Below are 23,985 nucleotides of genomic sequence, written 5' to 3' on the forward strand. Positions count from 1 at the left end.
TCAGGCGTTCAGCGGCTGAGCCTTGTCACCGCCGTCTTCACGGCGATACGACTCGGCGCGCAGGCCGTGCTTTTTCAGCTTGTCATAGAGGGTCTTTCTTGGCACATCAAGGTGCTGACAGGCCTCACTGATGCGACCGTGGCAGCGGGCCAGCGCCTGATCGATCAGGCTTTTTTCGAACATCTCGACCTGACGAGCCAGCGAAAGCTCGCCGCTATCTGCTCCGCTACCATCGAGCAGAAGATCCAGACGATAATCGTGGGCACTGCCGATCAGCACATAGCGCTCGGCAAGGTTGCGCAGTTCACGCACGTTACCCGGCCAGTCGTGGGCCAGCAGCACCGAGACCCCGGCGCTGTCGAGCGGCGGTACCTCAAGACTGCTGCGGGTCGCCGCGACCACCGCAAAGTGCTGGAAAAGCAGCGGGATGTCTTCACGCCGCTCGCGCAGCGATGGAATCAGCAGGGTGACCACGTTGAGCCGATAGTAGAGGTCCTCGCGAAAGCGGCCCGCCTCGGCGGCGGCCTTCAGATCGACCTTGGTGGCGGCGATCACGCGGATATCCAGGTCGATGGCGCTGTTGGAACCGAGCCGCTCGATGGCACGCTCCTGCAGGACCCGCAGCAGCCGGACCTGCAGAGTCAGCGGCATCGACTCGATTTCGTCGAGAAAGACGGTGCCCCCCTGGGCATGTTCAAACTTGCCGATGCGTCGCTCTACCGCGCCGGTGAAGGCGCCCTTTTCGTGCCCGAACAGCTCCGATTCGATAATGCTTTCGGGTACCGCGCCACAGTTGATAGCGACGAAAGGCGCGCCGCTGCGCCGGCTGCGCTCATGAATGGCACGGGCGACAAGGTCCTTCCCCACGCCGGTTTCGCCAAACAGCAGGACATCTGCCTCGACCTGACTGACGCGTGACACCATGGTGGCCAGCTGCGCAATCGCCGCAGTGCGCCCCACCAGCCGCGGCCCGGGCGCCGACTGCTGCGCCTCCAGCTCGGCGCGCAGGTGGCGGTTCTCCAGCGCCAGCCGGCGGGTCTCGGCGGCGCGGCGTACCACTTCCACCAGCTCATCGCCGGCGAAGGGTTTCTCGACGAAGTCCCAGGCGCCTTCGCGCATCGCCGTCACCGCGGTGGAGACATCGCCATGGCCGGTGATCAGAATGACCGGTAACTCCGGGTCGCGGGCGTGCACCTCGCGCAGCAGCGCCATGCCGTCCATGCCCGGCATGCGAATATCACTGATCAGCACACCGGGAAAATCCTGCTCCAGAGCTTCCAGCGCCTTTTCGGCACTGGCAATGGCCAGCGGCTGATAGCCGGCCAGCTCCAGCGTCTGGCCGGTCGTAAAGCGCATGTGGGATTCATCATCGACGATGATCACTGGCGTGGCTGGACGATCAGGCATCAGCAGGGCCCTCTGGTAGTGGTGCGTTGGAGGAGGTCGCGGCGGGCAGATGGATCATGAACAGTGCGCCACCTTCGGGGCGGTTGCAGGCTTCAAGGCGACCGCCAAGGTCGCTGATGATGCGCTGTGAGATCGACAGCCCCAGCCCCAGTCCCTTGCCGGCAGCTCGGGTGGTATAAAAGGGCTCAAAGAGATAATCCATTGCCTCTTCACTGAGCCCGGGACCGCTGTCGGCCACGCTTAGAACGACCCATTCATCCTGTTGTTTGACGGTCAGGATCAACTGACGCTCGGTGCTGTCACTCATCGCCTGCTGGGCGTTGCCGATCAGATTGACCAGCACCTGTTCAAGACGTACCGGGTCGGCACGTACCCAGCAGGCTGGCTCGCTCATCTGCGAGACAATACGGATCTCCGACGCTTCCAGGCGAGCGTGAAAGAGCCGTAGCGCATAGTCAAAGCAGGCCTGAGCCGAGACATCGGTCAGTGTTTCGCCGCCCTTGCGTGAAAACTGACGCAGCTGGGCGCTGATGGCGGCCATGCGTTCAACCAGTTCGGAAATCTGTGCCAGATTGGTGTCGGCATCATCGACGCGTTGGCGTGCCAGCAATATACGGGCGTTGTCAGCATAGGCGCGAATGGCGCCAAGAGGCTGGTTGAGCTCATGGTTGATGCTGGCGGCCAGCTGTCCCAGTACGGCCAGTCGGGCGGCCTGTACCAGCTCGTCGCGGGTCTGGCGCAGGGTCTGCTCGGCGCGCTTTCGTTCTTCGATCTCCTGCGAAAGATGGTGATTGGAGGCGACCAGTTCGCGGGTACGGGCGTCCACGTGGCGCTCCAGCTCATCGCGAGCGTGCGCCAGGGTCTGGCGCTCCCGTTCGGCAAAGCGTTCGCGCTCACGGCGTAATCGATAACGCTGCCAGCCGATGGCGCTTCCCAGCGCGATCAGCATCCAGCTGCCGCCGGCTGCCAGTGCGCCCAGCCATTGCGCCCTGACGATCGGGCGCATCGGTTGCAGAATATGCAGGCTCCAGTTGAATCGTGCCAGTGGCTGGGAAAGGTTCAGATAGTCCTGATCGCCAAGACGTACATGTCGTGCGCCATCAGGCAGGGTTTCAAGCACCCTGAGCCCGGATTCGGGTAGAGGCTCATCCGTGTAGCGTCGGGTCGATAAAAGCCCCTTGCGGGCGCTTTTTGATAGTGGCTGAAAGGCGGTCAGGCGCAGGGCAGGATCACTGGACATGAAGATGATGCCGTTGATATCGGCCACAAGCAGTGTGGCGTCAAGGCTTTGCCATTCACGCTCGATCTCGTCGAGCCCTACCTTGACCACCATCACCCCATCGGGGGGCGTGTTTGATGCATGACCAATGGCCCGAACCGGCGCCGAAAAGTAGTATCCACGGGCGCCCGATTGCGTGCCAAGGGCGTGGAAACGGCCGCTGCGGCCATTGATGGCCTGACGGTAATAGCCGCGAAAGGCGTAATTCTGGCCCATGAAACTGTCGGTGCGCTGCCAGTTGCTGGCGGCAATGGTGGTGCCATCACGATCAAGCAGATAGATGTCTGACACATCGGCGTAGGCGCGTGAGCGATCCAGCAACTGATTGAGCGTCAGGGTGTCGCGCGTCCTTTCATCCCGGGCAAGAAAGCGGCGCACGCTCTCGCGGGTGGCGAGCAGGTGAGGCAGATAGTCGTGACGAGTGAGATAGCCGATCAGATTGGCGCGAGACAGCTGCAGGGCGTTACCGGCGGCGTGACGCAACTCCGTCAGAGCCTGTTCACGGGCCAGCCGTGCGCCCTGCCACATGAACAGCACCAGCGCGATGCCAAAGGCTGCCACAATCAGCGTGCGGCGGATTCTGATCTTTCGTTGACGTGTGTCACCTGTCATTGGATGGCTGGCGCTGTGCCACGCCAGGGTCAACGGCTTTCGAGTGGCACATGCGCTCTCCGATGGCGTCTTGTCAAAACATCACGTTACGCGGATCAGACAGGGGTGCACAGTATCGAATGGTCGATGCAGGAGCGCAGGTCGAAGAAGGCGTGATGCCCGGACGACCCAGGCCAGGCTACCCATGATGGTTCGATGGCGGGAAGGGAAAGGCCGCCACCCCGGATGAGGGCGACGGCCAGGTAGATCAGACGTTGTTCTGTTCGATGCCCTGAATATACCAGGGGGACTGGTCGCGGACTTCACGGGTCAGGTGCCAGGTTTCGTTGAACTCGTTGTCCTGACCGTCTTCCTTCATGATGCCGTGAAAGAGCACCGTGGCCTCGGCCTGCTGGCCGTATTCACGCACATCGCCCAGCTCGGCAAACAGACGTACCACTTCGGTCTGGTTATTGGCGCTCTGCTCGGCGCGCTCCTTGCGCAGCAGGTTGTAAAGCTCGGGCGTAACGAACTCCTGAATCTTTTCAAAGTCGTTGTTGTCCCAGGCGCGCTGCAGGTTCATGAAGTGCTCCTTGGCCCCGGACAGGAACTGCTCGCGGTTGAACCAGGACGGCTCGCTGCCCATGGCAGCGCCTGCGGCACCGGCACCCGGTGCGGCGGCGCCTGACGCAGGCCCGAAATCATGGGTCTGGCGCTGCTGGTGATGCTGCTGGCGCTGATCATGGTGAACATCATGCGCGCCGGTATTGGACGCTCGACGCCGCGCCGCCAGTACCTTCCAGGCAATGAAGCCCAGAAGCGCGATCAGCAGGATATCCATGAAGCGGATACCGTCGAAAGCGCCTCCGAAGAGCAGTGAGGCGATCAGGCCGCCGGCCATGATGCCTGCCAGCGGACCCATGAAGCGTGACATGCCACCACCGGCGGCGCGCGTGCCCTGCTGGGCCTGACGCGGCGGTGTGGTGGCCTGGCTGCTGCTGGGGCTTGCCGAGCGTGAGTAGCTGCCAAAGCTCTTGCCGCCGCCAAAGCGCTTGGCGTCGGCATGCTCGACGGCCAGGCCAAAGCTCATCAGACCGATGAGCAGCGTGATCAGTAGATGACGCATGAGAGATCCTCCCGATAAATGCATCATTGAGTAGTGGTCAGTCGACCCTCGTTACGGCGACTGCGTGTCGCGGGTAAATACCCAGTTGCTGTGATCCGAAAGCTCCGCGTTGAATCGATAGCCGCCCAGGTCAAAGGCCTTCAGATCGTCACGCTTGTCGAGCCGGTGGCGCACCATCCAGGCGCTCATCATGCCGCGCGCCTTCTTGGCGTAAAAACTGATGACCTTGTACTGCCCGTTTTTAGCGTCCTTGAACACCGGCGTGATGACATCGCTGCCAAGACGCTTGCGATCAATGGCGCTGAAATATTCATTCGAGGCCAGATTGATCAGCACCCGGTCGCCGCCGCTGTCGCTGACTGCCTGATCCAGATCGCGGGTCAGACGCTCACACCAGAAGGCATAAAGATCACGACCCGCTGAATTCTCGAGCTTCGTGCCCATCTCCAGCCGGTAGGGCTGCATCAGATCCAGCGGCCGGAGCATACCGTACAGACCCGAAAGAATGCGCAGATGCGACTGTGCCCATTCAAGGTCCTCCTCGGGCCAGTGTTCAGCCTTGAGCCCGGTATAGACATCGCCCTGAAAGGCCAGGATCGCCTGCTTGGCGTTACTCGTATCAAACGGTGTCTGCCACTGCTCGAAGCGGGCCACATTGAGACCGGCCAGCTTGTCACTGATCCCCATCAGCTGTGACAGCGACTGCGGCGAATAGTCACGCAGAATGTCGATCAGCTCGCGGCTGCGGTCCAGGTAATCCGGCTGCGTGGCCGTCGCTGTATGGGGAGGCGTTTCAAAATCCAGCGTCTTGGCTGGGGACAGCACGCTCAGCATGCAGATTCTCCGCTCATGTTGTCACGATTAGAACCCCTCCGGTGACGGCCTCAGACTGCGTTAAGTCAGGACCGGGCCGGAGAGGCGTGCGCCTGATGCTGCGCGTTCGAAGAGAGTGGGCTCAGGGGCAGGGATTGGGCAGACGCTTGTGGACACCCTCGATGGCTTCGATGACCTCATCGGAGAGCGTCATGCCTTCGCTTGCGATGTTGTGATCGAGCTGCTCAAGCGTGGTGGCCCCGATGATGTTGCTGGTGACGAAGGGGCGGGTATTGACCCAGGCCAGCGCCATCCGGGCCGGGTTGAGATCAAAGCGTCGGGCAATGTCGACATAAGCCCAGGTGGCCTCTTCAGCCAGCGTCGAATTGTAGCGCTGGAAGCGCTCGAACAGTGTCAGCCGTGCGCCTTCGGGCTTCATGCCGCCCAGATACTTGCCGCTGAGCACCCCGAAGGCCAGCGGTGAATAGGCCAGAAGCCCCACGTTCTCGCGATGGCTGATTTCGGCCATGCCGATTTCGTAGCTGCGGTTGAGCAGGTTATAGGGGTTCTGGACCGATACCACGCGCGGCAGGTTCATGGTCTCGGCCAGACGCAGGCAGTGCATCGTGCCCCAGGGCGTCTCATTGGACAGGCCGATGGTTCGAATCTTGCCGGCGTCCACGGCTTCCTTGAGTGCTGACAGCGTCTCTTCCAGCGGCGTGGCGTCCGGCGCCTCTTCGTGCTGGTAGTCCAGCTTGCCGAAGTAGTTGGCGGGGCGGTCCGGCCAGTGCAGCTGATAAAGGTCGAGATAGTCGGTATTCAGGCGCTTGAGGCTGTCATCAAGGGCCTGATGAATCTGGGGTCGCGACAGCCTTGGCCCGCCGCGCAGATACTCCATGCCGCGACCGGCACCGGCCACCTTGCTGGCCAGCACGATGTCATCGCGACGCCCGCGCGCCTTCAGCCAGCTCCCGATATAAGCCTCGGTGCGCCCCTGGGTCTCGCCATTCGGCGGTACCGGATACATTTCGGCGGTGTCGATGAAGTCGATACCGGCGGCCAGAGCGCGGTCGAGCTGCTCGTGTGCCTCGGCCTCGCTGTTTTGTTCGCCAAAGGTCATGGTGCCAAGACAGAGCCGGCTGACCGAAATACCACTGTCACCGAGAGGACGTCTTTCCATGGGGTCTCCAGAGCCTTGTAGAGCGGGTGAGTGCCCATGTTAGACGGGCGGTGATGCGCGGGCAAACACGGGGCTTGAGTCGTCTTCCTCACAGGCGTATATTGCCGGCCTCGCTGCCCCGGGTGACGGTTTTCCGGTGGTGCGATAACGGGGCTGCCCCTTTCAATTTTTCTGCAGGTGATGAGTCACCTTCACGGCAACAGCCGTTCGCGTCATGACCTGATCCCTGCCACGCTATGAGCAGACAGGGCACGAATCGAACGCTGGAACTTACAAGGTTGGTTGTTATGCTGCGCTCTGCTCAGGTTTTCACACAGCTTGAATATCGCCTGGCGTCGCGCCTGATGCAGGCCCCGTGGCTGGAAGGCTCCGCCCACAAGCGGCGTCTGACCATGCACCTGTTTCGACGCTGTGCCAACGCCGGGCATGTGGATGCGCTGTCCACCTATGGTGTGATGCTGTTTCGGCGCGGTCAGTCGGCCCGTGACAAGGCCCGCGGCGTACGCTGCGTGGTGAAGGCCGCAGAGGCCGGTCATCCCGAAGCCCAGTATCAGGTAGGCCACATGTACGAACACGGCTGCACCCAGTTTGCACGCCGTGAAGACCGTGCCGTCACCTGGTATGCCCGTGCTGCTGAAGCCGGCCATGCCGGCGCAGCGCAACGTCTGGCGCACGCCTTTGATCACGGTGAGCTTGGGCTGCCGGTAGACCCGCAGCGTTCACATTACTGGCACCAGACCGAGGGTGACACGGCGGCGGTTGCCCGCCAGATGACTTCGGTGCCTGCGCGTTCTCCTGCCCTGCAGTAACAGCGTCGCCAACCGTCCTGCGTCAGTTCGTGACATGAAAAGGCCCGAGTCCTGTGGATTCGGGCCTTTTGTGGTTCAAAGTCGTGATCAGGCGCCGGAAACGCCCATCAACACCTTGCCGGTACTGGTGTTCTCTTCCAGATAGCGCATGGCTTCGTCCGCCTCCTGAATCGAGAAGGTGCGATCGATCAGCGGCTTGATGCGACCGTTTTCCAGCAGCGGCCAGACATGGGCGTAAAGGGCATCCATGACGCTGCCCTTGCCGGCCGGCGAGCGCGAGCGCAGCGTCGAGCCGATCAGGCGCTGGCGCTTCATCAGCATGCGTGCGAGATCAACGCTGGTTTCCCGACCGCCCATGAAGCCGATCAGGATAATACGACCGTCCAGATTGAGCACCTGCTGGTTCCATTCGATATATTCGCCGGCGACCGGATCAAGCACGACATCGACCCCACCCCAGTTCTGTACGGCCTCGACAAAGCTGCCGTCGTGACGGTTCCAGCCGCCGTCGGCCCCCAGCGATTGACAGGCCTCGATCTTGTCCTGACTGCCCACGGTGACAAAACAGGGGTTGTTGAAGGCCCGGCAGAGCTGGATGGCAGCCGTTCCCACGCCGCTGGCGCCGGCATGCAGCAGTACCCGCTCGCCTTCACGCAGGTCTGCCTCCATGAACAGATTGAGCCAGGCGGTAGCGAACACTTCCGGCAGGGCAGCCGCATCGCGCAGGGTCATGCCCTGGGGAATACGCAGCGCTTGGGCTTCATTGACCAGAACCTGCTCGGCGTAGCCACCGCCTGCGAGCAGTGCACAGACCTGATCGCCGACGCGAAAGCGTTCCACTGCCGGGCCAATGCTTGCCACCACGCCGCTGACCTCGAGCCCGAGAATCTCCGAGGCACCCTTCGGCGGTGGGTAGCCCCCGTCACGCTGCAGGACGTCAGCGCGGTTCATGCCCGCCCAGGCCACATCGATGAGAATTTCGCTGCCGCCGGGAGAGGGCAGGTCGTTGTGCTCGCACCAATGGAGATGCGAATCCTTGACGGCAATGGCATACATGCGGTGCTACTCCAGTCCAATAAGGCAAAATCAGTCGAAGAGGGCGTCCAGAAGCTCGTCCGGCGTGTCGGCGCTGATCAGCGTGGCGCGCGTATCGGCGTTGAGAAAGCCCGCCTCGACCGTGTTGTCCAGAAACTGTAGCAGGGGATCAAAGAAGCCGGCGTGATTGAGCAGCCCGATGGGTTTGCGGTGCAGCCCCAGATAGCGCCACGTCCAGGTTTCAAAAAACTCCTCGAAGGTCCCGATGCCCCCCGGCAGGGTGACAAAGCCGTCGCTGCGGGCGGCCATCTGTGCCTTTCGGGTATGCATGTCCGGCACCCTGAGCAGCTCGGTCAGTCCCGTGTGGGCCACTTCGCGCTCGACCAGGTGGTCGGGAATGATGCCAACGACCTCACCGCCGGCCGCCAGCGCGGCGCTGGCACAGGCGCCCATCAGACCGGTATGGCCGCCACCGTAGACCAGACGCCAGCCGCGTCGCGCAATGCCTTCGCCGACCGCCTCGGCGAGCTGCTGCCAGTGGGGGGCATGGCCGCTGCGAGAGCCCATGTAAACGCAGACGCTGCGGCTGTCCGTGGACCGGATATGAGTGTTCATGACGATACCTGCTGCTGTTGAATCAGACGAAAAAGGCCTTTCGGCGCTCAGCCAATGCTTTCGGCGACCTGCGGATAGTGCTCATCCACCCAGGCGCCGATCGCGTTGTGATCGCTGATGTGATGGGCATATTGCGTATGCAGGCAGCGGACCTGCTGCCAGTTGCTGATACCACCCACGCCGCGCTCGGTCAGGGCTTTTGTGAAGCCCAGGCGCTCGATCTCGTCGCGCTCCTGCGGCGTCATCAGCGCCCAGCGTCGTTGCACGTAGGCCTCATGGCTCTGACGGTAGGCTTCGCGCAGCGCCTCGTTGTCCTTGAGATGCGCTTCAAGGCGCTTGATCACACCCTCGGCTTCAAGGTGGGAAAGCGCGACGGTCAGCTCGCGGCTGCAGAGCCAGTAAAGCGTCGGGAAGGGCTTGCCCTCCACCAGTGGGGCAACGCGCAGTGCCAGCGGCGTGCCGTGGCGGTCCTCGGCACTGACGGCCTGAAGCCCTCGCGGCGTGCGCCCCAGCTGCTGTGTGATGATATCGAGCTGGGCGTCGCTGGGGGCGTGGTCGGTACGAATGATCATGGTCGGATAAGCAGTTCGACGTGGGCCCGGGGCGCACGATCGTGAAAGGGAAAAGCAGATGCCGCTGGTATAAAAACGGACATGCATCATAGACATGGCCCCTGGCAGCGGCAAGGCACAGATCACCATCTTATACTGAGCGTCAGCCCGTCGCGATCGAGCTTCTGTTACCTGCTGCGGAGACGCCATGTCACAAGGCGATGCCACTACCGGGGAGTGCTGTGCGCTGTGCGCGCGTCAGGGCGTGGCCCTGACCCGTCACCATCTGATTCCGCGCGCCCTGCACGGGCGCAAGCGGTTTCGCAAGCGCTTCAGCCGTGAAGAGATGAAAGGCGACATCCTGATGATCTGTCGCCCCTGTCACAACCATATTCATCGCGTGCTCAGCGAACGCGAGATGGCCGAAAGCTATCACACGCGTGACGCGCTGCTGGCCCAGCCGGATATCGCCGAGTTCGCCCGCTGGCTCTCGAATCGACCGCCCGGCTTCAAGCCCAAGTCGCCGATCAAGCGCCAGCGTTGAGGTGCAGGGCCGCCGGTCAGAGCAGGCGCTGGGCGGTGTGGTCCTGCCAGGCCCTGGCAAGGCGCGTCCTGAGCGCCGGTGCCAGCCACTGCGGCAGCGCGTCCTGCGCCTTTTCAAGGCTCTCCCAGTGGCGCAGGCGTATCCAGGTCCACGCCCATCCATCACACTGTGATGGCGTCTGCGGCATCGGATGGGCCGGCATCTGGGACAGCAGGAAAAGGGCGCTGCGGGCGGCCCAGGCCGGCGGCTGATCGGTTCTTGACCCGGGGCTGGCCCAGCGGTGGAGGGTGTCACCATCCGGGTCGCCCTCCGGGTCGCCCAGCCGGGCAACCCGGGCGGTGTCGGCCAGGATGATCCCCAGTTTGTCCGGCGTGGTGTCGCCAATCTCGAGCCAGCGCTCGATCAGGGAAGGCAGGCCGGCCATGGCGCTGGTATAAAAGTCGCTATCGGTCATGACATGTCTGTCTGGAAAAGTCGGCTCAAAAGGGATCACGATGCCGCCGCTATCACGACATCATGTGTTCAATCACGCTTCGGTCAGAGACTGACCGGATCTGCACTTCAGGGAGTCTGCATGTCGCACGACAGTGCCGCCTTTGATTTTACGACACCGCTGGACCGGCGCGTGTACCCTACCACCAAATGGCATCTGTATGACGAGGATGTGCTGCCGCTGTGGGTGGCGGACATGGATTTTGCCGTGGCCCCGGCCATTCAGACGGCGCTGGCCGAGCGGGTGGCGCATCCGGTCTTTGGCTATACGCACGCCAGCCGTGACCTGAAGCAGGCGCTGTGCCAGTGGAGTCTGGCGCGCTATGGCTGGGAGATCGAGCCCGACTGGCAGCACTGGTTGCCCGGCGTTGTGCCGGCGCTGCACGTGGCAAGCCTTGCCCTGACCCAGCCCGGTGATGGCGTGCTGACCGTCACGCCCATCTATCCGCCCTTTTTGAAGGTGGCGGACAATACCGGACGCACGCCGCAGACGGCACCGATGCGCGCGCCAACCGAAGAGGATCCGCTATGGCGGCTGGATTTTGACGCCATGGAAGCCGCCGTCACGCCGCACACCCGGCTGCTGCTCTGGTGCCACCCGCACAATCCGACCGGGCGCGTCTTCGACCATGAAGAGCTTGCGCGACTGTCCGATTTCGTTGAACGTCACGACCTGCTGGTCTGCTCCGACGAACTGCACTGCGATCTGATTCTGGATGGCAGCGCCCACCGGCCGCTGGCGCATGCCGAGCCGCGTCTGGCGTCGCGCACCATCACGCTCTGGGCCGCCTCCAAGACCTTCAACGTGGCCGGGCTGACCAGTGCCTGCGCCGTGATCAGCGATGACGATCTGCGGGCCCGCTTCAAGCGTGGCTGTCTCGGGTTGATGCCCTCTGACAACATCATGGGCGAGACGGCGGCTCATGCCGCTTTTGCCCACGGTGAGCCGTGGCGTCAGGGGCTGCTGGCGCAGCTGCGTGACAATCTGGCGCTGATCGAATCGTTTGTGGCGCGCTGGCCGGGCGTACACCTGAGTGCGCCTCAGGCGACCTTTCTGGCGTGGCTGGACCTGCGCGAGGCAGGCCTTGGCGAGACCCCTCAAAAAACGGTGCTCAAGCAGGCCGGAGTGGCGCTCAACAACGGCGCCGACTTTGGCTGGCCCGGCTTTGCCCGGCTCAATTTCGGCACCGAGCGCGCCCTGCTGGAGCAGGCCCTGATGCGGATGGACGCGCTGCTGGCGCCGTCCGGGGTGTAAAAAAACAGGCGTGAAAACAAAAGCGCCCGGCCCTGAGTGGGGCCGGGCGCTCGGAGCCACCGCTCGGGGATCAGTACAGCAGGGTAAACATGCGACGACGGTAGGCGACCGTCAGCGGATGATCGCCGCCGAGGGCGTCAAACACGCGCAGCAACGTCTTGCGCGCGGCGTCTTCTCCGTAGCTGCGATCACGTTTCATGAGCTCAAGCAGGCCCTCGAGACCGCGTTCATAGTCGCCGTCGGCCACGGCGCGCAGCGAACGCTGAAACTGCGCGTCGCTGTCATCGCGATCCGCCATGGCCTCGATCTCTTCCATAGAGAGGGCTTCGCGGGCGAAATCGATGCGAGCACGAACGCCACGTGCCTTGACGCCATCGCGGTGCTCCGGCGGCAGGGCATCAAGAATGGCGAGCGCATCGTCGAAATGACCTTCGCGGGTCATGACACCGGCCATGTCGATGCGATAGCCGTGATCATCGGGATAATCACTGATCAGCTGTGTGAGCAGGCTGCGAGCGGTGGCCGTGTCGCCGGTCTCCAGCGCGGCCTGAACCTGCTCTTCAAGGCTCTGGCTGCCGCCTTCGGGCGCGGCGATGTGCTTGCCGAGCCAGTCGCGCATCTGACGCTCCGGCAGGGCTTCATGCAGCTGGTCATAGAGCTGCCCCTGCATGATCAGCTTGACATCAGGCCCTGAGCGGATGCCCAGCTGAGCGGCGATCTGAGGTTGCTCCTCGATATTGAGCCTGGCCAGTACAAAGGCACCCTGATACTCGTGAGCCAGCTTTTCCAGAACCGGTATCAGCGTCCGACAGGTCTCGCTCGAGGGGCCCCAGCTCTGCAGGAGCACGGGAATGTGCATTGACCCTTCCAGGACGACCTGCTGGAAGTTGGACATGTCGACATCAACGATGAACTGCGAAGCATCGGCATTGTTGCCGGCGCTCTGGCCGGACGGCGACGATGGCGCGCCCATGGGTTCACCGGTTTTGGGGTCAACGATCTGCATGATGGCAAGCTCTCGCTAAAGGGGTTCACGATTTCTTTCGAAGATGAGGTTGTTTATGGCGCTGGAACCCGCCGAATTCAAGCCGCCTTGCCCAACAGGGCGTGCAGGACATGAGTGATGGCAGCGACAGAGTAGTGATCAGCGCCGAAATCCGGTCCGGGAGCACGCAATGATCCTGATCAAATGGCTGAGTGGCATGATGGCGCTGGTGGCACTGCTGCTGGCCGGGCCAGCGGCCGTCTGGTGGCTGGGTGATATCGATACGCGTACCGGCTGGGCCGGTGCCGGGCGGGAATCGGTCGGTCTGGCGCCGCGGGCTGACGAGTTCAACGAGGCCGTGGTGCAGCTTTATGGCGCCCGGGCCTTCAACTGGCGTGGCGCCTTTGCCATGCACACCTGGATTGCCGTCAAGCCGGCCGGTGGGCGTACCTATACCACCCATGAGGTTCAGGGCTGGCGACGGCCCACCGTGCGCACGCGACAGGGGATGCCGGATCGTGAATGGTTCGGCCAGCGCCCGCAGCTGCTGGCAGATCTGCGCGGGCCCCAGGCCGCGCAGGCCATCGTGCATATCGAACAGGCTGTAAGGGATTACCCCCGACCGGATCACTATCGCGTCTTTCCAGGGCCCAACAGCAACACGTTCATTGCCTGGCTGATTCGTCAGGTGCCCGAGCTCAACGTCGAGATGCCTGCGCTGGCGCTCGGCAAGGATTATCTGATCGATGACGCGCATTTGCCGAGTCGGTTTATGGCGCCTGCCCCCAGCGGCACGGGGTATCAGGTCTCTCTGTATGGCCTGTTGGGTGTCATGGCCGCACGCGATGAGGGGCTCGAGTTCAATCTGCTGGGGCTGGTGTTCGGTGTCGACCCGCTGGATCTGGCCATCAAGCTGCCGGGCATCGGGCGGCTGGCACCGGCACCGCTGTATCGATCGCAGTATGAATGAGCAGGGCAGTCTTTCTGATCGACTGAAACGGCCGGTTCAGAGGCCGGCCCGGCAGGCGGTACAGGTCGGAGTCTGACAGTGTTCAGACGCAAAAAAGCCGACCCGTAGGTCGGCTTTGCAAGCTGTCTGTCGATGGTAGCGGGGGCCGGATTTGAACCGACGACCTTCGGGTTATGAGCCCGACGAGCTACCAGGCTGCTCCACCCCGCATCGACGTGCTGTGCATCTTACGCGTTTTTTTGCCCATGTCAATCGTCGCTGTCAATTTCCTGCAACATGGCCATGAGTGCGTTCAGCCGAGGCGAGACTGCCTGCCAGTCCTCTTCGTTGATCGGCCCGCTGGCCAGCAGCCGGTACTGCAGCTGCTCGAGCTCTTCCATGGGGTCGGAGGTGCTGCCCATGGCGTCGTTGAGTCGGGCCACCTGAACGTCCAGACGCCGCGAGGAGTCCTCGCTGTCCAGCGGGGCATCCACCAGCACGGACAGGTGCACGCGCAGGTGTTCCAGCCACTCCCGGGCCTTGGCTCGCTCACCCGTTGCACGGCGCTCATTGCGCAGCCGATGAGCTGCCAGCGCCTCGGGGGAGAGTGCCAGCGGTGTGTCAACGCTGTCGGCTGGTGCGTCTGCAATTGCCCGGCTGTCGGCGGCCACGTGGGCCTCAAGCAGCGGTTGCCACTGCTGCCAGCGATCAGCCAGTGCGCCAAGCGCCAGCCGATCGAGCCGTTCCCGACGATCACGCAGGATGCCTTCCCAGCGCTTGAGCATGCCGCCGGTGCGCGGGCCGTTGGGCAGCGGCATCAGGGCATCGGCTTCGCGTTCGGCCTCGTCAAGGGTGGCCCGGTCCGCGGCGCTGTCAGGCTGCCACTGATCCATCCGGTCAATCAGCGCCTGCATCTGATCCATACGACTGTCGCGCTGCTGTCGCTGCTGCTGGCGCCGGCTGTTGCGACGCTCGAAGATGGTGTCGCAGTGCTGGCGGAAGGCGCGCCAAAGGGTCTGCTCCTCGCCCCGGGGGGCTCGGCCGAGCTCGCGCCATCGGGTCTGGAGTGCCTTGGCCTTCTCGGCACGACGCTCGTCGTCGATATCGGCTTCTTCCAGCTCACGGATCTCGTCCACCAGCGCCTGCTTGGCCTGGGCCACGGCGCGTGCCTGCTGATCGATCAGGGTCTGCAGGGCGCGCAGGGAGCGGGTAAAGCGCTGGCGCAGCTCGGCCTCGCGATCGCGCGGTACGGGCGACCATTGACGCCACGCCTCACGGGCACGATCACGGATGGTGCGCAGGCTGTCGGGGTCGGAAGTGGCGGCGGTGTGGTCAATCAGCGTCTCGAGCTGCTCGCAGAGCCGTTCGCGCTCGGCGAGATTGGTTTCACGCTGCTGGTCGCGGCGCTGATAGTAATCGGTAAGCTGCTCGCGGACCCGATCGGAGGCCTGGCGAAAACGAGTGGAACGTTCACGGGAAGCGGCGGCGTCGCCCAGCGCCTTCCAGTCCCGTACCAGTCGTCGATGCTGCTGGTCGCGCGCCGGCTCATCCAGTTCCGACGCGGCCAGACCTTCCATGCCTTCAATCAGCTGGTCGCGCTTGGGGGCGGCGGCAAAGTTGCGCCAGTCGCGCAGTTCATGTGTGCGCTGGCCCAGCTGACTGAGCCGTGCCTGCAGGCTGTCGCGCCGGGCCGGCGGCAGGCGGTGGCGGCGCTGCATCAGGCTGTCCAGCAGGCGGGTAGACTCCTGGAGTTCGCCGCGGTCAAGCTGGTTCTCGAGCTGATCGAGAGACTGCTGGAACTGGTCCGGGTCGATCGAGGTGCTCGATGCGGGCTCGCTGCCGGTCGGGGCAGCAGGCTCGGGCAGATGAGTCAGCAGGGTCGGGCAGGGCAGCCCCTTCGGCCAGGCGATGGTGCGTCTTGTCTGCTCGATGCTCTGATGATCCCGGGCCTCGATGGCACTGCGCAGCGTCTCCTGGTGCGCTTCAAAGCGTTCCCATGCCGAGATCAGTTCGCTGGCCTGCTGGGTCAGTGCTTCGAAACGGCGCTGGTCTTCCTGCTCCGGGGCGATGCGGTCGGTCAGGTCACGCCACTGTTCGGCCTGAAGTTTAAAGTGCGCCTGCAGCTGGGCCACGTCCTGACCGTCCAGCGTGGTGCGATGCTCAAGATCCTTCAGCGCCTGAGTCAGCGAGCTGATGATTCGCTGGCTGTCGCGACGCGCCATGTCCATGGCCTGTTCGCGTGCCTGAGCTTCGCGCTGGGCGTTGTCATGCTCGGCCACGCGCGCACTGGTGAGCTGTTCCACCCGGTAGAACTTCTGGTTTTGCGACGCGTCGGCATCGTCCGCCAGCGACTGCCATTCGCGCACCAGATGACGATAGCGCGCCGGCAGCATGGGTTCCCACTGCTGGTCTGACAGACGGGTCATGGCGGCAATCAGATCGTCACGACGCTGCTGTCGGGCGTCCTGCTCGCGGCGCTGGTCACGGCGCTGATTGAGCCTGTCGCGGGCACTGCGCATGATCTGCTTGTCGCGGCGCGCTTCACGCGCCAGGCGCTCGAGCCCTTCATCACTGTCGATGCGACCGGCTGCCGCCTGACGGACGCCGGCAATCGAGTTCTGGCAGGCCTGCTCGATCAGGATGTTTTCATCCTCGATACGCACCAGCGCGGCCAGTCTGAGCTGCTGGTTATCGGCATGGGTGGCCATGTGTTCGAGCAGGGTCGGGTCGGTGAGCGCGTCCATGACCTGCTGGCGCTGCTCCAGGGTCAGCAGCGTGCGCTCCCGACCGCTGAGGGTATCGCGCAGCGTGCGATAAAGCGGCGTGTCGGCCTCGAGAGTCGTCAGCAGCGTCTGGTAGTGCTCGGGGGTAGCCAGACGCTCGAGGGCGGCATGACGCACTTCCGCATTGTTATCCTGAAGCAGGGTTTCGAGCTTGTCGCGATCGCGCTCGGCGCTCAGGCTGGCAATGGCTTCCTGACGAATACGGGCATCGGCGTGACGCCAGCGCGGCGCAAACAGGCGTTGTAGAAATCCGGGCATGAGATCGATGTCGTTCCAGGCAACTGGCGGTGGCTGAATACCGGGCAATACGGGCGTTTTGACGTCAGGGCGATAATAACAGGCCCGGGAGCGCGTGCAGAACTTCCCTGCAGGGGCGTCGGTAACTGGCGACACCTGACAGACGCCGGCACACACCGTATGATCATGGCCCGGCAACACTATCATCGCTCAGGGCGTTCATTCATTATCCGACAGGAAACCGGGCATGAGTCTCAAGGTGGATCAGACGGCCACTGCCTTTACGTTCAAGGGCGGTATGCTGCCCATGACGGTCATGGAGCTCAACAGCCCTGACCCCGAACGTATCAGTGCGCAACTGGCAGGCAAGCTTAGCCAGTCGCCGGCTTTTTTTCAGCATACGCCAGTGGTATTGAGTGTTGAAAAACTCGATGATACCGCATTGGCGCTGGAGCGTCTTTGTGCCGTGTGCCGTTCGCACAAGCTGCTGCCGGTGGCAGTCAGAGGTGGCAGCGAGGGGATCAAGCAGTCGGCATGGGCGCTGGGACTGGGCTGGTTTCCACCTCAGGAGTCTCGGGAATCGCGCACGCTTGAGTCGGTCACGCCGCCGCCTGACCGTGTCCCCGCTGCGAGCAGTGCCCCCAGCGGTGGGCGCATCTTCCGCGGGACGGTCCGTTCGGGCCAGCAGATCAGCGCCGCCGAGGGCGATCTGGTGGTGGTGGGCGCGGTCAATGCCGGGGCCGAAGTGCTGGCAGCCGGCAGTGTCCACATTTATGGCCCGCTGCGCGGGCGGGCACTGGCCGGTATCCACGGCGATCGCGACTGTGGCATCTTCTGTCACGAGCTTCATGCCGAGCTCTTGTCGGTTGCCGGCAACTACAAGCGCCTTGAGGATATCGATCCGTCACTGCTCAATACGACGGTTCAGGTCAGACTGAGAGACAATCAGTTATCCATAGAAGCACTCGTCTGACCGCGAAGCCCCCTTACAACGCAACAGTTACAGGAAGCGCATTTTGGCCAGGATCATCGTCGTTACATCAGGAAAGGGCGGGGTCGGCAAGACCACCAGCGCGGCAGCCATCGCTACCGGTCTGGCCTTGAAAGGCAACAAGACCGTCGTTATCGATTTTGATGTGGGCCTTAGAAATCTCGATCTGATCATGGGCTGCGAGCGTCGTGTGGTCTACGACCTGGTCAATGTCATTCAGGGCGAGGCGGGTCTCAATCAGGCCATGATCCGTGACAAGCGCACCGACAATCTGTATATCCTGCCGGCCTCGCAGACCCGCGACAAGGATGCCCTGACGCTCGAGGGCGTCGAGCAGGTGCTCGACAAGCTCTCGGAAGATTTCGACTATATCGTCTGCGATTCGCCCGCCGGCATCGAGCGCGGTGCCCAGCTGGCGATGTATTTTGCCGATGAGGCAATCGTGGTGACCAATCCGGAAGTCTCCTCGGTGCGCGACTCCGACCGCATCCTGGGCCTTCTGGCGTCCAAGACCCGTCGTGCCGAGCAGGGACAGGACCCGGTTGTCGAGCGTCTTCTGATCACGCGCTACGACCCCAACCGGGTCGACAGCGGCGATATGCTCAACCTGGAAGACATTCAGGAAATCCTGGCGATCAAGCTGATCGGTCTGATTCCGGAATCCGAGGCCGTACTGCGTTCCTCCAACTCCGGGGTGCCGGTAACGCATGACCAGGACAGCGATGCCGGTCAGGCCTATAGTGATACGGTGGCCAGGCTTTTGGGTGATGAAAAGCCGCTACGCTTTCATCAGCTACAAAAGAAAAGTTTTCTGAGTCGGATCTTCGGCGGGGGGCGTCGGTGAAACTACTTGAATTTCTAAAGCGCGAGCGCAAGAAATCGGCATCGGTCGCCAAGGAGCGGCTACAGATCATCGTGGCCCACCAGCGCGGTCAGCGCGGTCAGCCCGATTACATGCCCATGCTGGAGCGTGAGCTCCTTGAGGTGATCCGTCGCTATGTCGAGGTCGAGCAGGATGCCATCAACATCAGTCTGGACAGCGAGGATGACTGTTCGGTACTGGAGCTCAACGTGACCCTGCCCAACCGCGGCTGATACCGCGAACCCACGCGCCCTTTCACTGGCCACGGCTGCTGAAGGGGCGTGGCCATGATCCCCGCCTGCCCCATGACCCTTGTCTGGAACCCCTGCCAGGAGCCACTGTTTTGTCGGTCAGCTTTCTTTTTCATGACTACGAGACCTTCGGCGCCGATCCGCGCCGGGACCGCCCCTCGCAGTTTGCCGCCATCCGAACCGATGCGCAGTTCAACGAAATCGGCGAGCCCGAGGTCATCTACTGTCGTCAGAGTGATGACTATCTGCCACAGCCCGTGGCGTGCCTGCTGACCGGCATCACGCCTCAGCAGGCCTCGCGTCGAGGTCTGCCCGAAACCGAGTTCGCCGGGCGTATTCTGGAGATGATGCAGCAGGGAGAAACCTGCACGCTGGGATATAATTCGCTGCGCTTTGACGATGAAGTCACGCGCCATCTGTTCTATCGCAACTTCATCGACCCCTACGCGCGCGAGTGGCAAAACGGTAATTCGCGCTGGGATCTGATCGATGCCGTGCGGGCTTTCTACGCGCTGCGTCCGGAAGGGATCGAATGGCCCACCCGCGAGGACGGTAGCCCCAGCTTCAAGCTCGAGAAGCTCAGCGTGGCCAACGGCATCGAACATGGTGACGCCCACGATGCGCTGGCCGACGTGCGCGCCACCATTGAGCTGGCAAAGCTTTTGCGCGCACGCAACGAAAAGCTCTTTGACTACCTGCTGGGGCTTCGCGACAAGCGTCGGGTCGCCTCGCTGCTGGACGTCAATACGCGAAAGCCCATGCTCCACATCTCGCGGCGCTATCCGGCCAGCCGCGGCTGCAGCGCCCTGATTGCGCCGCTGGCCATGCACCCGACCAACCCCAACGGGGTGATCGTGGTGGATCTGGCCATGGATCCGACGCCGCTGTTCGAACTGACCCCGGAGGCCATCGCCGAGCGTGTCTTTGCCAGCGCCGATGAGCTTTCGGAAGGCACGTCCCGCATTCCGCTCAAGGTGATTCATCTCAACCGCAGCCCGGTGCTGATGCCGATCAAGGCCGTGGATGATGCCGTAGCCGAGCGTCTGGGCATTGACCGGGAGGCCGCCGAGCGCCACTGGCAGCAGCTGGCCGGAAGCGCCGATATCTCGACGCGCGTGGCGCAGGCGTTCAGTGGCGCGCCGCCGGCACCGCCGGCCGACCCCGATCTGATGCTCTACTCGGGCGGCTTTTTCTCCAACAGCGACAAGCGCGAGATGACGCGTATCCGCGAGACGCCGGTGGAGACACTCGAGGCGCTGCAGCCAGCCTTTCAGGATACCCGTCTCGAAGAGATGTTCTTTCGCTACAAGGCGCGCAACTATCCCGAAGTGCTGACCTCCGAGGAGCGTACGCGCTGGGAGAGTGATCGCTGGGAGCGCATGAACGACCCGAAGGTGGCCGCCATGACGCTTGCCGGTTTTGCCCGCGAGATCGAACGCCTCAACGGTGAGCTTGCCCACATGAGCGATCGCGAGCGTCAGTGCATCGAGGAGCTGGTCATGCATGTTGAGGCCATGATGCCGCCGCAGGCCTTTGAGTAGGCCTGCAGCCCTGAATCATGGCTGTCGGGGTGGCGCGGTCAGCAGGGCCTGCCAGGGCGTCTCGGCAATGTTGGCCGCCACGCCGTCATCGGCGCCGACCATCAGGACCGGACGCGATCGCAGCTGCTGCCAGGCGGTCCGGATATCCTCGCCACGCTGATGCCTGACGGCTTCTGCCAGCCGCTCGCGGTGATCAAAGCGCGTCCAGCCGTGCGCCAGTTCCTGCCAGAGTCGCGCGCTCAGCTGCCCCAGGCGCTGCTCGCGCTCCACAAGCCGCTCGGCCACCGCCTGCTGACAGGCGTTGATGTCCTGATCCTTCATGGCGGCAACGATGTCATCAAATCCTGTCAGAAACGCCTCGATACGGGCTCTGAGCGTGTCGCTGTCGTGATCCGGTGATTGAACCAGCAGCCCCAGACCGGGGACTTCGAGCAGGGGCTGATAGCGCGCCGAGACGACATAGCCCAGCTGCTGCTCGGTTCGGAGCCGATTGAAAAAGGGCGCGCTGATGATCTGCCCCAGAATGGCCAGGCGGGCCTGTTCGGCCACGCTGCCTCCCTCGCCCTGAAGATAGTAAAGGATGCCTGAATCCCGGCGCCGGCTGTTCGGCCGCAGCAGCGGTGGTGTCGTCTGCGGTGACAAAACCGCCGGCTGGACAATCGCCTCTCCTGTGATGTCGGGGGAGAGACGCGCCTGAACGCGTGCGCCCATCTGGCGGGCCTGCTCGGCATCGATGTCACCGGTGGCCAGCGCCTGTACGTGCAGTTCATTGAGCCACTGGCGGCGAAAGTCGCGCAGGCGCTCATGGGTAATGGATTCCAGTGCGGTCAGGCGCGCCTCGCTGCTCCAGGCCGGGGTGATGACGTTTTGCACCAGTGCCCGGTTGAGCTGTTCGTGAAGGGCCGAGGCGGGCTCATCCTGCCAGCGGCGCCTGAGGCTGCGGCTGGCACGCTGAAGGTGGTGATCACTCATGTCGCCGTCCACGAGCTGATCAAGTACCCGATCCATGACCAGCGCCTGACGGTCGCGCCAGCCGGAGAAGGAGAGCGTCATGCCGCGTGCGTGGGCATGGGCGCTCATGCCCTGCCCGGCCAGTCGGGCCGGATAGAGCGTATCGGACAGGCTGTCCTCCAGCCAGCGCGCCAGCAGCTCGGTCATGACCGAGTGCGCAGCGCTTTCACCGGCGTGCGGGTTCTGCAGGCTGATGCGCCACTCCACGCGCGGCGCGCCGAATTCGCCCGTGGCGTGCAGCCAGAGATCCATCTCCGGAGTGTCGATCAGGCAGCGGGTGGCGGTGGCTGACGCATCAAGGAGCTCCAGATCGCCGGCGATGAAGTCGTTGACGTCGGGCAGGGCAAGCCCGTCGATGACACCATCGGCGCCGCACTGGCAGACGGTGTCGTACTGCCAGAGCGTCTCGAACCAGGGCGAGCGCTGTTCGCCCGAGACTTCCGGGCCGCTGTAAAGACGCAGCAGCGACGAGGATGTCAGACACTTCAGGTATTCGTGAATACGAGGCCCGTCAAAGCCTTCCATCAAAAAGCCGGCCCGGCAGACGTCCTGAATCGGATAGCGGGCCATCGCCAGCGACAGGGCGGTGGCCTGTCGGGCGGGGGACTGACGCTGCTGAAAGCGAAACTGCTGTTCGACAAGCCGGGCCTGTTCGTCATAGCGCCACGACGCCATGCCCTGATCACGAATCAGATCGATCCATGCCATGAGCGAAGCCTGAATCTCGTCAAGATGCTCGCTGCCCTGCGGCGTCAACTCGATATTGACCATCAACAGCGCGCGCCGGCCGTCACCGCGGGCGCTGCCGGCGGACAGCCCGTCAGCCCAGCCGCGCTGGCGCAGACAGGCCAGCAGACTGCCCGGGGCCTCATGACCGATCAGGTTGGACAGAAACGAGACCGGCTTGAGCCGGTAATCCTGATCGGGATCAGGGATGGGAAAGAGAAAGCGCACCTGATGCTGGTGCTGCAGCGATTGAACGGCCATGGCTGCGGGCAGCTGTGTCTCGAGGGCCACCGGCTGATCAATGGTGCGTGGCGTCAGGCCGCGATCGGGGACTTCGGCAAAGTGCTCCCGGGCCAGGGCGTCAAGTGCGTCCAGCGACTGAGGGCCGATCAGTACCAGCGACAGGGTGTTGGCGTCATAGTGCGACTCGTGAAAGGCCACCAGCGCGTCACGCAGGGTCTGGCCGGGAAGGTCTCTGAGGGTGTCGAGGTTGCCGATGCTGAACCGGTTATAAGGGTGATCGGGGTTCAGGGCCTGACTCAGGGCATCCTCGAGGCGTCGGGCGTCATCCTGCAATCGGGACTGGTACTCGGCATGAACGGCGTGACGTTCGCGCTCGATGCAGGTCTCATCCAGCGTCGGGGCGATAAAAAAGCGGGCAAAACGCGCCAGCGCCGGAGCAAAAGCCTCAGGGGCGATGTCAAAGAAATAGTTGGTATCGCGCGGTGCGGTAAAGGCGTTGTGCTGGCCGCCGTGCTCGCCCAGAAATTGATGGTAGTCGTCGGGATCGGGGTAGCGGTCGGTGCCCAGAAACAGCATGTGTTCGAGGAAGTGGGCCAGACCTGGAAAGGCCTCCGGATTGAAGGCGCTTCCGGCGGCCACGTTCATGGCGGCGCCGGCACGCTCGGCCGCTGCGTCGTGTACCAGCAGCACCTGCAGGCCGTTGTCGAGCGTCAAAGCCCGGTATTCGGCGCTATCGCCCGGACCGGGAATGACACGTTGAGCCTGCTCATTGCCTGATGAAGCGTTTGTCGTCATGGTTACGGATTCGCGGTTGCTGGCGGATCGGGGCAGATGGTGGCCCCGTGCGCTTTGAATATATTGCGGCTATTGATCAGTGCCCGGTGGCCTGAATGGCGCCGCGCGTGGCGGTCATCATGTGGCCGGTGGGGCGGGCGCAGTGCCAGTGCTGATTGGCAGGGTCATTGACCAGCCGCTCGACCGGGAAGGCGCCCAGAAGCGCCGGGGGCGCCGGAGTGAGCAGCGCTCTGGCCTGTGAAAGCGGCGTATCAGATGACAGCCAGCGGGTGGCTTGATCAGCATCGATCACTGCGGGGAAGCGATCGGTCAGCGGCGTCAATGGGGCGTCGACATCCACGGTGATCAGGGCCATGGAGTCAAAGGCCGTTTTGAGATCGGTCATGTAGCGACACCAGAGTCCGGCCAGCATGAAGGGGGCGCGATCGATTCGGGTCACCAGAAAGGGCTGCTTCTGCCGTGGCAGCTGTTTCCAGATGTACACCCCTGAGACCGGAATCAGGCAGCGGCGGGCGGCAAAGGCTTCGCGAAACATGCGTCTTTCATCCAGCGACTCTGCTCTTGCGCAGTGCGGCGCATGGTCAAGAACCTTGAGCCATGAGGGCGTCATGCCCCAGAAGGCACGTCCCAGATGAACCCTGCCCTGTTCCAGACGCAGCATCGACAGCCAGTGCCGCGGAGAAAGATTGGGGCTGGCCACGATGGGGCTGTCGATTAAGACGTCGTCCAGAAGCCGGGCGGTATCCAGTGTTTCAATGTACAAGCGCCCTGCCATGACAGTCTCCATGGAAGATGGATGGTGTGAAAATATGCGACTTCGTCAAGGAAATCCTTGAAAGCTCATGTATCCGTATACAAGGGATGTGCACAGATCTTGTGTTTTGCGTATCCGCGATATCCCTTGCTTTTAAAGA

21 protein-coding genes and 1 tRNA gene are annotated in these 23,985 nt (G+C 63.1%); 8 read left to right on the plus strand and 14 right to left on the minus strand.

What is annotated here, in order from left to right:
• From BM079_RS03830 to BM079_RS03850, 5 genes are all read right to left on the minus strand, one after another.
• Nucleotides 1–1,407, minus strand: a complete 1,407-nt coding sequence (locus tag BM079_RS03830; protein ID WP_090131010.1) for a sigma-54-dependent transcriptional regulator — start codon at nt 1,405–1,407, stop codon at nt 1–3.
• Nucleotides 1,400–3,298: a sensor histidine kinase gene (locus BM079_RS03835; RefSeq protein WP_090131012.1), complete on the minus strand. Its 1,899-nt coding sequence runs from the start codon at nt 3,296–3,298 to the stop codon at nt 1,400–1,402. Before BM079_RS03835 ends, BM079_RS03830 begins: the two co-directional genes overlap by 8 nt.
• 247 nt (nt 3,299–3,545) lie before the next feature.
• Nucleotides 3,546–4,403 carry a Tim44 domain-containing protein gene (locus BM079_RS03840; RefSeq protein WP_175489593.1) on the minus strand — a complete coding sequence of 286 codons (858 nt, stop codon included), beginning with the start codon at nt 4,401–4,403 and terminating at the stop codon, nt 3,546–3,548.
• A gap of 51 nt (nt 4,404–4,454) precedes the next feature.
• Nucleotides 4,455–5,237: a peroxide stress protein YaaA gene (gene yaaA, locus BM079_RS03845; protein WP_090131016.1), complete on the minus strand. Its 783-nt coding sequence runs from the start codon at nt 5,235–5,237 to the stop codon at nt 4,455–4,457.
• A 121-nt stretch (nt 5,238–5,358) separates the two neighbouring features.
• Entirely contained in the window at nt 5,359–6,396 is a 1,038-nt protein-coding gene (locus BM079_RS03850; RefSeq protein ID WP_090131018.1) for an NADP(H)-dependent aldo-keto reductase, read from the minus strand.
• Between the two features lie 287 nt (nt 6,397–6,683).
• Between BM079_RS03850 and BM079_RS03855 the strand changes: the two genes are divergently transcribed.
• Nucleotides 6,684–7,205 carry a tetratricopeptide repeat protein gene (locus tag BM079_RS03855; protein WP_090131020.1) on the plus strand — a complete coding sequence of 174 codons (522 nt, stop codon included), beginning with the start codon at nt 6,684–6,686 and terminating at the stop codon, nt 7,203–7,205.
• A gap of 87 nt (nt 7,206–7,292) precedes the next feature.
• On the opposite strand, the gene BM079_RS03860 is transcribed toward BM079_RS03855, so the two are convergent.
• Genes BM079_RS03860 through BM079_RS03870 form a run of 3 tightly spaced genes read right to left on the minus strand, consistent with a single transcriptional unit; the run spans nt 7,293 to nt 9,427 of the window.
• Nucleotides 7,293–8,261, minus strand: a complete 969-nt coding sequence (locus BM079_RS03860) for an NAD(P)H-quinone oxidoreductase (protein ID WP_090131022.1) — start codon at nt 8,259–8,261, stop codon at nt 7,293–7,295.
• 30 nt (nt 8,262–8,291) lie between these two features.
• The gene (locus BM079_RS03865) at nt 8,292–8,855 is read right to left on the minus strand and encodes an LOG family protein (protein WP_245742811.1); all 564 of its coding nucleotides are present in this window, start codon (nt 8,853–8,855) and stop codon (nt 8,292–8,294) included.
• A 47-nt stretch (nt 8,856–8,902) separates the two neighbouring features.
• Nucleotides 8,903–9,427, minus strand: coding sequence for a DUF501 domain-containing protein (locus tag BM079_RS03870; protein ID WP_090131953.1), 525 nt, complete (start codon nt 9,425–9,427; stop codon nt 8,903–8,905).
• A gap of 187 nt (nt 9,428–9,614) precedes the next feature.
• Here BM079_RS03870 and BM079_RS03875 point away from each other — a divergent pair, with 187 nt between their 5' ends.
• Nucleotides 9,615–9,950, plus strand: coding sequence for a hypothetical protein (locus BM079_RS03875; protein WP_090131024.1), 336 nt, complete (start codon nt 9,615–9,617; stop codon nt 9,948–9,950).
• Between the two features lie 16 nt (nt 9,951–9,966).
• Here the strand turns inward: BM079_RS03875 and BM079_RS03880 are convergent, their stop codons facing one another.
• Nucleotides 9,967–10,404, minus strand: a complete 438-nt coding sequence (locus BM079_RS03880; protein WP_090131026.1) for a hypothetical protein — start codon at nt 10,402–10,404, stop codon at nt 9,967–9,969.
• Nucleotides 10,405–10,524: 120 nt separating this feature from the next.
• On the opposite strand from BM079_RS03880, the gene BM079_RS03885 reads away from it, so the two are divergent.
• Entirely contained in the window at nt 10,525–11,697 is a 1,173-nt protein-coding gene (locus BM079_RS03885; protein WP_090131028.1) for a MalY/PatB family protein, read from the plus strand.
• Nucleotides 11,698–11,767: 70 nt separating this feature from the next.
• On the opposite strand, the gene BM079_RS03890 is transcribed toward BM079_RS03885, so the two are convergent.
• The gene (locus tag BM079_RS03890) at nt 11,768–12,703 is read right to left on the minus strand and encodes a tetratricopeptide repeat protein (RefSeq protein WP_090131030.1); all 936 of its coding nucleotides are present in this window, start codon (nt 12,701–12,703) and stop codon (nt 11,768–11,770) included.
• A gap of 169 nt (nt 12,704–12,872) precedes the next feature.
• On the opposite strand from BM079_RS03890, the gene BM079_RS03895 reads away from it, so the two are divergent.
• Complete coding sequence (locus tag BM079_RS03895; RefSeq protein WP_090131032.1) at nt 12,873–13,652, plus strand: DUF3750 domain-containing protein; 780 nt, start codon at nt 12,873–12,875, stop codon at nt 13,650–13,652.
• Nucleotides 13,653–13,785: 133 nt separating this feature from the next.
• On the opposite strand, the gene BM079_RS03900 is transcribed toward BM079_RS03895, so the two are convergent.
• Nucleotides 13,786–13,862: transfer RNA gene (locus tag BM079_RS03900), tRNA-Met, on the minus strand.
• Nucleotides 13,863–13,900: 38 nt separating this feature from the next.
• On the minus strand, nt 13,901–16,672 hold the full coding sequence (locus tag BM079_RS03905) for a DUF349 domain-containing protein (protein ID WP_139215251.1): 2,772 nt from the start codon (nt 16,670–16,672) through the stop codon (nt 13,901–13,903).
• 226 nt (nt 16,673–16,898) lie between these two features.
• Here BM079_RS03905 and minC point away from each other — a divergent pair, with 226 nt between their 5' ends.
• The 4 genes from minC (at nt 16,899) to sbcB (ending at nt 20,296) form a co-directional block, all read left to right on the plus strand.
• Nucleotides 16,899–17,624, plus strand: coding sequence for a septum site-determining protein MinC (minC, locus tag BM079_RS03910; RefSeq protein ID WP_090131036.1), 726 nt, complete (start codon nt 16,899–16,901; stop codon nt 17,622–17,624).
• A gap of 43 nt (nt 17,625–17,667) precedes the next feature.
• On the plus strand, nt 17,668–18,486 hold the full coding sequence (gene minD, locus BM079_RS03915) for a septum site-determining protein MinD (protein WP_090131038.1): 819 nt from the start codon (nt 17,668–17,670) through the stop codon (nt 18,484–18,486).
• The gene (gene minE, locus BM079_RS03920; protein WP_086900848.1) at nt 18,483–18,737 is read left to right on the plus strand and encodes a cell division topological specificity factor MinE; all 255 of its coding nucleotides are present in this window, start codon (nt 18,483–18,485) and stop codon (nt 18,735–18,737) included. Before minD ends, minE begins: the two co-directional genes overlap by 4 nt.
• Nucleotides 18,738–18,829: 92 nt before the next feature.
• On the plus strand, nt 18,830–20,296 hold the full coding sequence (gene sbcB / locus BM079_RS03925; RefSeq protein ID WP_380059416.1) for an exodeoxyribonuclease I: 1,467 nt from the start codon (nt 18,830–18,832) through the stop codon (nt 20,294–20,296).
• Nucleotides 20,297–20,311: 15 nt separating this feature from the next.
• Here sbcB and BM079_RS03930 read toward each other — a convergent pair whose 3' ends face one another.
• Nucleotides 20,312–23,071: an insulinase family protein gene (locus BM079_RS03930; protein WP_090131042.1), complete on the minus strand. Its 2,760-nt coding sequence runs from the start codon at nt 23,069–23,071 to the stop codon at nt 20,312–20,314.
• A gap of 76 nt (nt 23,072–23,147) precedes the next feature.
• Complete coding sequence (locus tag BM079_RS03935) at nt 23,148–23,846, minus strand: SOS response-associated peptidase (protein ID WP_090131044.1); 699 nt, start codon at nt 23,844–23,846, stop codon at nt 23,148–23,150.
• Nucleotides 23,847–23,985: the final 139 nt, after the last annotated feature.

This window comes from Kushneria avicenniae (genome assembly GCF_900112585.1).
In the GTDB taxonomy this organism is placed as follows: domain Bacteria; phylum Pseudomonadota; class Gammaproteobacteria; order Pseudomonadales; family Halomonadaceae; genus Kushneria; species Kushneria avicenniae.